Raw genomic sequence first — 10535 nt, forward strand, 5'->3', positions numbered from 1 at the left:
ACTCAACGGTGGCCGCCTGGCGTTCGTCCCGAGCACCGATGGCAGCTTCAAAACCTTCACGGTCAACGCCCTGTCCGGCAGCGGCAACATCCTGATGAACACCGACATCGCCAGCCAGCAGCATGATTTGCTGGTGGTGCAGGGCGCCGGACTGGCGAGCGGAGATCACACGTTGATCGTCGGCGATTCCGGGCATGAACCGAGCGCTTCTGACGGCCGACTGTTGTTGGTGGACACTCACGGGGGCGATGCGAAATTCGCCTTGTATGGAGGCCATGTCGATGCCGGTGCATTTCGTTACACCTTGCAGCAACAGGGCGATGACTGGGGACTGGCAAGCGGGGGCGCGATTCCGGTCGACCCGGTGAAGCCAGTGGACCCGGTCAATCCAGTCGACCCGGGAAAGCCAGTAGTCCCCGTCAATCCAGTAGACCCCGTGGCGCCGGTTGATCCTGTCAAACCGGTGTCCCCTGTAACACCACCGCCGCGCCCGGTCGACCCGGCGCCGCAAAACCTGTCCAAAGGTGCCAACGCCGCCATCGCTGCCCGCACCGCCGGAGCGGGCCTGTGGAATGCGCAGATGAACGCCTTGGTCAAACGCCTCGGCGAATTACGCATGGGCGAGGATGACGGTGGTCTCTGGACCCGCGCGATCGGTAAGCGATTCGACGTCAGCGAACACTCCAGTCGCGCCTACACCCAAGACGTCACGGGGCTGGAAATCGGTGCCGACAAAGCCTTCGCGGTGGACAGCGGCAAAGTCTATGTCGGTGCGATGGTCGGTACCGCCCGATCGGACCTGGATTTCGGCGAGGGCGCTTCCGGTGAAATCGACAGCCGTATGTTCGGCGTCTACGCCACGTACCTCAACGACAACGGTGTGTACGTCGACAGCGTGTTGAAGTACAGCCGTTTCGATAACGAGATCAAGACCCCGAGCAATCTGGGCGAGTCGGTCAAAGGTTCCTACAGCACCAACGGCGTCGGTGCGGACATCGAGGTCGGCAAGCGCATCAATTTGAAGGATGGCTGGTTCGTGGAGCCACAACTGGAAATCACCGCGACGCGTACCCAGGGCGCCAGTTACACCGCCAGCAACGGCTTGCGTGTCAAGTCCGATGACCTCGACTCCTTGCAGAGCCGTGTGGGTTCACTGTTCGGTCGCAGCCTGGAGCTGAGCAACGGCATGAAGGCCCAACCGTATGTCAAAGCGTCGTACATCACCGAGCATGCCGGCAGCAGCAAGGTCAACGTCAATGGCCACAAGTTCGACGCCGAGCTGCCGGGTAACCGGGTCGAACTCGGGTTTGGCGGCGTGTTGCAGGTCAGTGAGAAGAGCAAGATCTCGCTGGATGCCGAATACGCCAAAGGCAATGGCATCGAGCAACCCTTCGGTGTGAGCCTGGGTTATCGCTACCTCTGGTAAGCAAACAGACGCCACGTCGGGTTATTCCGCCGTGGCTTTTTCTCTTGCGACGGCCAGAACATTCCGGTGTTTTTTTCAGACTTGTCCTACATGCCGCGCAGTTCTTTTTGATTAGCGTGTCGGCATTGGTACTACCAGCAACAATTCCTTTTCCTAACCCTGTCGAAATCAATGTCCTACAAGTGCTGGCGCATCCTTATTGTCGAAGAGCAGTGCTCACTGCATTCGCGAATCAGCAGAACGCTCAATGAACTGGGCTGTCGGGCGCTCACGCCGGTACGTTCATTCCGCGAACTGCTGAGCGTGACCCAATACTCCCACGAGCCTTTCGAGCGCTTTGACCTGATGCTGATCAACGCGAACGTGCTGGCCGCTACCGGGATTGATGCGCTGCGATTTTTTCAGAGCAACGCGCAGATTCGCCACGGTGTGATCTACGACGGACAACGCGGCCAGGCCCGGGCAGCGATGATCTACGCCAGTCAACGGCGGCAACTGAGCCTGATCCGTACGCCGGATCGACAAACCCTGGGTCCTCTGCTGGAGCAATTCGATGTTTGAGCGTTTTTGCGAACGGCCACTGCGTGTGCTGGTACTGGAAGACCATGCTTTCCAACGCTCGGTGGCGGTCAACATGCTGCGTGCGCTCGGTTGCCGCGAGGTGCTTGAAGCCAGTGACGGTGCCGAGGCGCTGGCGCTGCTGGAGTCTGTTGGCACGGTCGACGTGGCCCTGTGCGATCTGCAAATGGACGGCATGGACGGGCTTGAGTTTCTGCAGCGTGTGGGCGCGTCAGGGCAGGTCAAGTCAGTGATCATCAGTAGTTCGCTGTCGGCAGACTTGCGTCGGGCGGTGCATCAAATGGTGGCGCTGCTGGGCATGGATTTGCTCGGCGATGTCGGCAAACCCTTGCATGCGCAAGTGCTGGCGGATTTGCTCGACAAGGCGGTCAACCGTCCTGTCACGCCATTGCCAGCTGCCACAGCCGTCACGCTGGCCAGTGAAGCGGCGGTGCGCCAGGCGCTGGCCGAGCAGCAATTGCATGCCTGGTATCAGCCCAAATTCAATTTGCACACGGGTGAGGTCTGTGGCGTCGAGGTGCTGTGCCGCTGGCTGCACCCGACCCGTGGAATTATTTCGCCGGCGCTGTTCATGCCGGTGCTGGAGCGTTGTGGGTTGCTCGACGCGCTGTTGTTTACTCAGTTGGAGCAAGCGCTGCTGGTGCAGAGCAGTGCCCGCGAGCAAGGTTTTGCCTTGAACATCGCGTTCAATCTGCAAGCGACGCAGTTGGCCAGTGGTGAGCTGACCTCCACCCTGCTCAGCCTGCTGGCGCGCCACGCCAGTACGGGTGCAAGCCTGACCTTCGAGCTGACCGAAAGCGGCTTGCTCGAAGCGCCGGCCACCAGCCTAGAAACCCTGGTACGCCTGCGCATGATGGGATGTCGCCTGTCGATTGATGACTTCGGCGCAGGGTTTTCCTCGTTGCAGCGCCTGTGTCAGTTGCCGTTCAACGAAATCAAGCTGGACGCTGATTTCATTCGCAACCTTGAGCATGAGCCCCGTTGCCGGGCGGCGATCAGCAGCACCCTGGCACTGGGCGAAACCCTCGGCATGAGCGTCGTGATCGAAGGTATCGAGACCGATGCGCAGCGCCGGGAACTGTTGGCGCTGGGTTGCACGCAGGGGCAGGGCTACTGGTATGCGCGCCCGATGTCCGGGGTCGACTTGCTGTGCTGGCTGCAGCAGCGCAACGAGCATCAGGCCAAGGATGAATGACCGGGTTTTTAGGAAAGTTCCTACAGATCCGGGCGGAAGGCATACGTAGCCTTGCCCGACCCAGAAACCGACTTCACCGGGAGATTGACCATGATCAACAAAGCCCTGCGCATCCTCATCGCCGACCCGCAGCATTTTTACCGGATGAACACCGAGCGACTTTTCAATAACCTCGGTTACTACCGGGTTGCGCCGGTGCAGACCCTCGCCGAGTTGCTGACCCTGGTCGATTACGGCTGCGAACCCTTCGACGCCGTAGTGATCAACGCCGACCTGGCGACCGGAGCGCTGGACCTGCCGGGGTTTTTCCTGAATAACCCGCAAGTTCGTCATGCGTTGATCTACAACGAGGCTTCGGCGCCGTTGCAGACGGCCCTGGGTTTTGCCCAGGACAACGTGCAGATCAGTCATGCGGCGTCGCCCGGCGCCTCGGCGATCAAACAGTTGATGGCGCTGGTCGATGCCCCCGACAGGTCGCGGGATGCGCCGGTCTGGCAGCTGGAGTCGGGCGCTCGGCGTCGGGCTTATGCATAGAATGTCGCTGGCGGCAACTGTCAGACCTGACAGGTGATTCACTCGCTGATTCGTGTAACAGTCCTTGCGCAGCCACTGCGTCCGGATCCACTGACGCCGTTGGTCTTTTCGCCAGGTTTGTCATCGGGAGTGGACATGAAGTCAGCGCTGATCGTCGACGATCATCCGGTCGTACGGGCCGCCATCCGGATCGTGCTGCAAGCCGAAGGTTTCAAGGAGATTCACGAAGCGTCCAATGGCAACGAGGTGGTGGCGCTGATCCGCGAGCATCAGCCGAAACTGGTCGTGCTGGACCTGCGTTTGCCGGCACTCGACGGGCTGGAGGTGATGACGCGGATCAGGGCCAACGATCTTGATTGCCGGGTATTGGTGTTCAGTACCCACGATCCGTTGTTTTATCAGGAGCGTTGCCTGCGGGCCGGGGCGATGGCCTATGTCACCAAGACCAATCAATTGCAACAGCTGCACAAGGCCATCCAGGCCGTGATGTCCGGCTACACCTATTTTTCCGCACTGCCGGACAGCGCCAGCACATTGAATGCCGTGCAAATCACCGAAAAGCAGATGATCGATCAGCTCTCCGACCGTGAGCTGAACATTTTCGAGCAATTGGGGCAGGGCAAGCCGAACAAGACGATTGCCGAGGACATGCACCTGAGCCATAAAACCGTCAGCACCTATAAAACCCGGCTGATGAAAAAGCTCGGGATCAGCTCGGCGGTGCACTTGCGTGACTTCGCCAAGCGCAATCATTTGATCTGAGCCAGACACATGAAGCTCGCAGGTGGTGTTGTCTGGCTGTGGCTGATGGTGGCGGGGGCCTGCTGGGCGAGCGAGGCGCCACCGGTACTGGACATCCTCACCCGCAGCGGTCTGGAGCATGTCCAGCTGCCCCTGGACGAACAGGACCGGCAATGGTTGCGCGAGCATCCCGTATTGCGCATGGGGATTTCCGGGCCCGACTACCCGCCGTTCGAGATCAGCCGCAATCAACATGAGCTGGAGGGGCTCACGGCTGACTACGCTGACCTGTTGGCGCAACTGCTCGGTGTGCGGATCGAAGTGCGCCGGTACGCCGACCGGGAGGCGCTGATGAGCGCGCTCAAACGCGCGGATCTCGATCTGTTGGGCACCTCCAATTCGTTTGAAACTGCCGACCCGGACATCGTTCTGTCCCGCGCCTATGCCGAAGATCAGCCCATGCTGGTCACCCGGTTCGACGAACTGTTAACGATGGGCCTCGAAGACAAACGCGTCGCCATGGTCGAAGACTATTTGCCGCTGGCGAATGTGCAGGCGTTATACCCACGCGCACGAATACAGCGTTATGCCTCGGCGATGGATGCGCTGGGGGCCGTGGCGTTTGGCGCAGAAAACGTTTATCTGGGCGATCTGATCAGCGCCAACTACTTGATCAATACCAATTACCGCAACGACCTGCACCTGGCCGGGCCGGCGGGGCTTGACGCCAACCCCTTCGGTTTTGCCTTGTTGCGCAGCGATGTGCGCCTCAAACGCATCGTCGACAAGGCACTGGCGGCGATTCCCGGCGAGCAGCGGCAACGCATTGAGCTGCGCTGGAGCGCCGGTCCTGCAGAGATGGCGGGGCAGTCCCGGGTTCAGCTCAGTGCGACCGAGCAGCAATGGCTGGATCAGCATCCGCTGGTGCGGGTCGGCGCCATCGAAGATTTCGCGCCGCTGACTTTTTTTGATGCCGACGGCCGTTTCAGCGGGTTGGGCGCGCAACTGCTGAGCCTGATCAGCCAGCGCAGCGGGTTGCAATTCGCGATCGTGCGCGGTGCTTCGCTGGATCGCCAGATCGAGCAACTGAAGGCCGGCGACCTCGATGTGTTGCCTGTGGTGACGCCCAGCAGCGAGCGCGAAAACGAGCTGCAATTCACCCGCGCCTACCTGAACAATCCGTTTGTGCTGGTCAGTGCGGTAGCGGCGCAGAGTCCGCGCACCCTCGACGATCTGGTGGGCAAACGCGTGGCGATTTATCGCGGTCACCCGTTACGCAACTATCTGCTGGAACGGGTACCGCGCATTCGTCTGGTCGACGTCAGAAGCCCTGCCGAAGGCATGGAGTGGATTGCCAGGGGCCAGGTCGATGCGACGGTGAGTTCATTGCTGGTTGCGCGTTTTCTGATTGCCCACCAGTACCGCGAGCGCCTGCGCATCATTGGCACCGTCGGCGACCAGCCGGCCCGCATTGCCCTGGCCACTGCTCCGCAGGCGCCGCTGCTGCATTCGATCCTGAACAAGGCCCTGCTGAGCATCGCCCCGCAACAGATGGACGAACTGGTCGAACGCTGGGGCAATGATGTGGTGGTGGAGGACAGTTACTGGCTGCGTCATCGCCGCACCATTGTGCTGGGTTTTGCCGGTGCGGCGGGTCTGTTGGTGCTGGCGCTGGGCTGGATCGGTTTTCAGCGCTGGCAGATTCGCCAGCGCCAACAATGGTTGCAGCAATTGCAGGATGCCAAGGACATCGCCGACGACGCCAATCGGGCCAAGACCACGTTTCTGGCAACCATGAGCCATGAAATCCGTACACCGATGAACGCGTTGATCGGCATGCTCGAACTGGCCCTGAAGCGGGCCGAAGAGGGCGTGACCGATCGCCTGGCGATTCAGGTGGCCTCCAATGCCGGGCAGCAATTGCTGGCGCTGATCGGCGACATTCTCGACATTGCCCGCATTGAGAGCGGGCATTTGTCCATCGCCCCGGAACGGGCCAATCTGCGTGAACTGGTGGTGTCGGTCTGTCGGGTATTCGAAGGCCTCGCCCGGCAGAAACGCTTGCTGTGGCACATCGAACTCGATGCACACAGCGACGTTGAGGTGTTGATCGACCCGACGCGTTTCAAGCAAGTGCTGTCGAATCTGCTGAGTAACGCGATCAAGTTCACCGACACCGGCGAGGTGAGCTTGTGGCTGGCGGTAAGGCCCTCGACGGCCGAGCGACTGGCGGTGAACGTGGTCATTCAAGACAGCGGCATCGGCATCGCAGTGCAGGATCGGCAGCGGCTGTTCAACCCGTTCGTCCAGGCGCGCAATAGTCCCCAGTCGGCGCGCAGCGGCTCCGGACTGGGCCTGGTGATCAGTCGCACGCTGTGCGAAATGATGGGCGGTACGTTGCGCCTCGACAGCGAGCCGGGCCAGGGGACGCAGGTGGAGGTCAGCCTTGAGCTGCCAGTATTGACGGCACTGGAGCAGCGCCCCGCGACGCCTGAAACACTGCGCGAGGCATCGTGCTCGCTGCAGGTGCTGGTAGTCGACGATCATCCGGTGAATCGGCTGTTGTTGTGTTGGCAACTGAGTGAACTGGGGCACCGCACGGTCGACACCGAGGATGGTCATGAAGGTCTGGAACGCTGGCGGGCGCAGTCATTCGATGTGGTGATCACCGATTGCAACATGCCGCGGCGCAATGGCTATGAACTCGCCCGGGCCATCCGTGCCGAAGAGATTACGACGGGGCGTCGGCCCTGCCTGATCCTCGGGTTTACCGCCAATGCCCAGGTCGAGGAGAAGCGTCGCTGCCTTGCGGCGGGTATGGACGAATGCCTGTTCAAACCGATTCGCTTGCACGATCTGGCACAGGCGCTCGAGGGCGCCAGTCATGACGGCGGACAGCTTGAACCCACCGAGGACATTGTTCCGGTAGACATTGATCTGAGTACGCTGGAGCAGATGGCCGGCGAGGATCACGCGCTGATTGCGCGTCTGCGCGAAGAAGTGTTGAACAGCCTGCATCACGACCTGCAACGCCTTGAGCGGCTGAGGCCCGGGCGGGATCCGGAAGGGCTGCGCGAGCTGGCGCATCACATCAAGGGCGCCGCCCGCATGGTCGGCGCGGCGCGGCTGGTGGCGGCGTGCGACGAACTTGAGCAGGTCAGTCGCGGCGCCGATACCGAACCTGTAGTCAGTGCGGTCCATGTGTTGCGCGAGGCCATGAACGCTCTCGCGCAGCGTCTTCAGGCCTGAGCGATCAATCCCAGACCGGCGCAATGCCTTTCGGGCTGGTCAGGCGATGACCGCGTTCCAGCGTGGCGATCTGCGCCATGTCCGCGTCACTCAGGGTCAGCGCAACGGCCCCCATATTGCTCTGCAGGTTGGCGCGTCGGGTTGACGATGGAATCACCGCATACCCCGATTGCATGGCCCAGGCCAGGGTGACTTGTGCCGGTGTGGCGTGCAGGCGTTCGGCGATTTGCTGGATCAGCGGGTCTTTCAGGACTTCGCCATACGCGAGGGTCATGTACGAGGTGATGTGGATGCCCTGGCTTTTGGCAAACCCGACGACTTTGCGGTTTTGCAGGTACGGGTGCAGTTCGATCTGGAGGGTGGCAATGTTGTCGGCGCCCACGGCTTCAATCGCCTGTTGCATCAGTTCGATGGTGAAGTTGGAGACACCGATCTGCCGGGTCAGGCCCAGACGCTTGGCTTCCAGCAATGCCCCCATGAATTCGGCGACCGGCACCTGATCGTCAGGCGATGGCCAGTGGATCAGTGTCAGATCGAGGTAGTCGGTCTGCAGTTTTTGCAGGCTTTCCTTGAGGCTTTCGATCAGGCGATCCCCGGCGAAATTGGCGATCCAGATCTTGCTGGTGATGAATAACTCATCACGCGCAATGCCGCTGGCGGCGATGGCCTGGCCGACCTCGGCCTCATTCTCGTAAATCTGTGCGGTGTCGATGGCCCGATAGCCGAGCTCAAGCGCGGTGCTCACCGAATCGATGACCACCTGACCTTGCAGGCGAAACGTACCCAGACCAAAAGCGGGAACAGACATTGATGACTCCAGGGTTGCAGTGGGAATGGGCCGGAGTATCCGCGTCGACTTCCTTGAGAAAAACCGCCGCTGAGGCAAAGCACTGTTGACTGCGAGGCACGAATCTTTTTCGGGAGTTGTGTCGTCCGGGCTGACCCCTTCGCGAGCAGGCTCGCGAATTGTCCTGTTTATGGAACGCAAAAACTGTTTTTTGCCGTCTAGTGCATGAATGTTCATGAATATAAGCTCAATTCAATGCGTCATTCATCAAATTGGAGATAACCATGAAAAACATCATCGGCATCTACACCAGCCCGCGTGGCCACTGGGTCGGCGATGGTTTCCCGGTTCGCACGCTGTTTTCCTACGACAACCTGGGCAAACACATCAGCCCGTTCCTGCTGCTCGACCATGCCGGTCCCGCGCATTTCACCCCGACCACCGAGCGACGTGGCGTGGGTCAGCATCCGCACCGTGGTTTTGAAACCGTGACGATCGTGTACGAGGGCGAGGTGCAGCACCGTGACTCCACCGGCAGTGGCGGCACCATCGGCCCGGGCGATGTGCAATGGATGACCGCCGCTTCCGGGATCCTGCACGAGGAGTTCCACTCGGATCGCTTCGCCAGGACCGGCGGCAACCTGGAGATGGTCCAGTTGTGGGTCAACCTGCCGGCCAAGGACAAAATGGCCGCGCCGGGTTACCAGACGATTCTCGATGGCGCCATCCCGAGCATCGCCCTCAAGGACGACGCCGGCCATCTGCGCCTGATCGCTGGCGAATTCGATGGCCGCAAAGGGCCGTCGCGCACCTTCACCCCTATCGACGTCTGGGACCTGCGCCTGAATGCCGGCAAGTTGCTGACGCTGGATCTGCACGAAGGCCGCAACACCGCGCTGGTGGTACTGAAAGGTTCGCTGCAGGTCAACGGCCTGGAGTCGGTGCGCGAAGGGCAGTTGGCGCTGTTCGAGCGTAACGGCCATCAGTTGACCCTCGAAGCCAGCGAAGACGCCGTGGTGTTGCTGCTCAGCGGCGAGCCGATCGACGAACCGATCGTCGGTCACGGCCCGTTCGTGATGAACACCGAGCAGGAAATCCACCAGGCCTTCACCGACTTCCAGTCCGGACGTTTCGGCCAGATGCATTCCTAGCCTAAAGCTGTGTAGGGGCTGCGGCAGGTTTTTTTGTTCCCAGTGAGATCGTGTTCATCCGCTGAAATCAATTGCTCCTACACTTGCCCAATCTGTGCGATCTTCTCGCGATTGGCCCCCGTCGGAGTTGTTTGATGCTGTCTCTGCTGAGCGAACATCCGTTGTTTTGCGCGTTGATCCTGATCCTCCTCGATCTGGGGCTGTGGCGCCTGATCAGCTCCCGTGGCAGCGAGTGGAAGCTGCTGGTGCGGGTGCTGATTTTCAGCCTGTTCAGCGCCGTACTGTTCAACGAAGGCCTCAACCCGATGGAGCCGGCGCCGTGGGCCGACAACGTGCCGCTGCACCTGGCGGCGACTGGTTTGCAGATCGGCTGGTGGTTGTTCGGCGCTCGCACCCTGACGGTGTTGATCGGCGCGGTAATGATGCAGCGGGTCGGGCACACCGGGCGCTTGTTGCAGGACTTGCTCGGCGCGGTGATTTTCCTGATCGCGATTATCGCCGCGCTGGCTTATGTGCTGGATCTGCCGGTCAAGGGCGTGCTGGCAACGTCCGGCGCGCTGGCGATCATCGTCGGTCTGGCCTTGCAGAGCACGCTCAGCGACGTGTTCTCCGGGATCGTCCTCAACACCACCAAGCCCTATCAGCTGGATGACTGGATCTCCATCGACGGCACCGAAGGCCGGGTCACCGACATCGACTGGCGCGCCACGCGTCTGCAAACCAGTCAGGGCAGCATGGCGGTAATCCCCAACTCACTGGCGGCCAAGGCCAAGATCATCAACTTCAGTCGACCGAGCAACATGTTCGGTGTGGCGGTCAGTGTGCAGGTCAGCCCCCATGCCCGGCCCAACTCGGTGATCGACGCACTGGAGC

Annotated in this window: 9 protein-coding genes; 8 read left to right on the forward strand and 1 reads right to left on the reverse strand. The window is 60.9% G+C overall.

Annotated elements, in window-relative coordinates; all coding sequences use genetic code 11:
- The 6 genes from DBR24_RS09200 to DBR24_RS09225 all read left to right on the forward strand — a co-directional run.
- The coding region (locus DBR24_RS09200) for an autotransporter outer membrane beta-barrel domain-containing protein (protein ID WP_146189004.1) at positions 1-1426 on the forward strand (1426 nt) is incomplete at its 5' end.
- Positions 1427-1597: 171 nt separating this feature from the next.
- Complete coding sequence (locus DBR24_RS09205; protein ID WP_123463473.1) at positions 1598-1987, forward strand: hypothetical protein; 390 nt, start codon at positions 1598-1600, stop codon at positions 1985-1987.
- The gene (locus DBR24_RS09210; protein ID WP_128614569.1) at positions 1980-3200 is read left to right on the forward strand and encodes an EAL domain-containing protein; all 1221 of its coding nucleotides are present in this window, start codon (positions 1980-1982) and stop codon (positions 3198-3200) included. The genes DBR24_RS09205 and DBR24_RS09210 overlap by 8 nt, the downstream gene beginning before the upstream one ends.
- Positions 3201-3290: 90 nt before the next feature.
- Complete coding sequence (locus tag DBR24_RS09215; protein ID WP_128614570.1) at positions 3291-3734, forward strand: chemotaxis protein CheY; 444 nt, start codon at positions 3291-3293, stop codon at positions 3732-3734.
- 135 nt (positions 3735-3869) lie between these two features.
- Entirely contained in the window at positions 3870-4496 is a 627-nt protein-coding gene (locus tag DBR24_RS09220) for a response regulator transcription factor (RefSeq protein ID WP_128614571.1), read from the forward strand.
- 9 nt (positions 4497-4505) lie between these two features.
- On the forward strand, positions 4506-7724 hold the full coding sequence (locus DBR24_RS09225; protein ID WP_128614572.1) for an ATP-binding protein: 3219 nt from the start codon (positions 4506-4508) through the stop codon (positions 7722-7724).
- A 4-nt stretch (positions 7725-7728) separates the two neighbouring features.
- Here DBR24_RS09225 and dkgB read toward each other — a convergent pair whose 3' ends face one another.
- Positions 7729-8532 (reverse strand): 2,5-didehydrogluconate reductase DkgB, encoded by an 804-nt coding sequence (gene dkgB, locus DBR24_RS09230; RefSeq protein ID WP_128614573.1) that lies wholly within the window; start codon positions 8530-8532, stop codon positions 7729-7731.
- A 263-nt stretch (positions 8533-8795) separates the two neighbouring features.
- On the opposite strand from dkgB, the gene DBR24_RS09235 reads away from it, so the two are divergent.
- Together DBR24_RS09235 and DBR24_RS31810 are read left to right on the forward strand one after the other, a co-directional pair.
- A complete protein-coding gene (locus DBR24_RS09235) occupies positions 8796-9662 on the forward strand; it encodes a pirin family protein (protein WP_128614574.1) in 867 nt (288 codons plus the stop codon).
- A gap of 134 nt (positions 9663-9796) precedes the next feature.
- Positions 9797-10535: mechanosensitive ion channel family protein (locus DBR24_RS31810; protein ID WP_256591359.1), on the forward strand; the 739-nt coding region annotated here is incomplete at its 3' end.

The organism is Pseudomonas sp. HMWF006 (assembly GCF_003061205.1).
Classification (GTDB): Bacteria; Pseudomonadota; Gammaproteobacteria; order Pseudomonadales; family Pseudomonadaceae; genus Aquipseudomonas; species Aquipseudomonas monsensis.

Bases quoted from the DNA above. Each gene is read 5' to 3' on its own strand.
- DBR24_RS09205 (WP_123463473.1), top strand. From the start codon at position 1,598: ATGTCCTACAAGTGCTGGCGCATCCTTATTGTCGAAGAGCAGTGCTCA.
- DBR24_RS09210 (WP_128614569.1), top strand. From the start codon at position 1,980: ATGTTTGAGCGTTTTTGCGAACGGCCACTGCGTGTGCTGGTACTGGAA.
- DBR24_RS09215 (WP_128614570.1), top strand. From the start codon at position 3,291: ATGATCAACAAAGCCCTGCGCATCCTCATCGCCGACCCGCAGCATTTT.
- DBR24_RS09220 (WP_128614571.1), top strand. From the start codon at position 3,870: ATGAAGTCAGCGCTGATCGTCGACGATCATCCGGTCGTACGGGCCGCC.
- DBR24_RS09225 (WP_128614572.1), top strand. From the start codon at position 4,506: ATGAAGCTCGCAGGTGGTGTTGTCTGGCTGTGGCTGATGGTGGCGGGG.
- dkgB (WP_128614573.1), bottom strand. From the start codon at position 8,532: ATGTCTGTTCCCGCTTTTGGTCTGGGTACGTTTCGCCTGCAAGGTCAG.
- DBR24_RS09235 (WP_128614574.1), top strand. From the start codon at position 8,796: ATGAAAAACATCATCGGCATCTACACCAGCCCGCGTGGCCACTGGGTC.